This is a genomic window from Ectopseudomonas khazarica, assembly GCF_004521985.1.
Taxonomy (GTDB): domain Bacteria; phylum Pseudomonadota; class Gammaproteobacteria; order Pseudomonadales; family Pseudomonadaceae; genus Aquipseudomonas; species Aquipseudomonas khazarica.
On the sequence record NZ_SBHZ01000056.1, the window covers coordinates 1 to 410 of the forward strand.

At 63.4% G+C, this 410-nt stretch carries 1 protein-coding gene; it reads right to left on the reverse strand.

Going from position 1 to position 410, the window contains the following annotated elements:
* A partial coding sequence (locus EPK82_RS24705; protein WP_167494409.1) for an oligosaccharide flippase family protein occupies positions 1-410 on the reverse strand: 410 nt, incomplete at both ends.

The following is a 410-nucleotide window of genomic DNA, read 5'->3' on the forward strand; positions in this document are numbered from 1 at the left end:
CTCGTATAGAAGGCGACCGTCATGAGCGGAATCTTGATCGCCGTCTCGAAGGCATTTATCTTCAGCAACAAATTCGGCTCATCGACGGCGATGCACAGCGATGACACCGGCTGGTAATAGGCCGTGAACATGACCGCCAGGGACAGCCACCGCAGATAGACCGCGGCGGAACTCCACTGGCTGCCGAGGAAGACGCTGACGATCTCCTCGGAGGTCAGCGCGATCCCGATGCCCGCCGGCAGCGCGATGAACATGGTGAGGCGCGCCGCCTTCAGGAACGAGAGGTGCAGCCGCTTCCGGTCGTCGGCCATCGTGGCGAACGCGGCCATGACCGGCCGCATGGCGGGACCGATGAGGCTTTGCGTCGGCATGACGGCGAAATCGCTGGCCAGGCTGTACCGTCCCAGGAC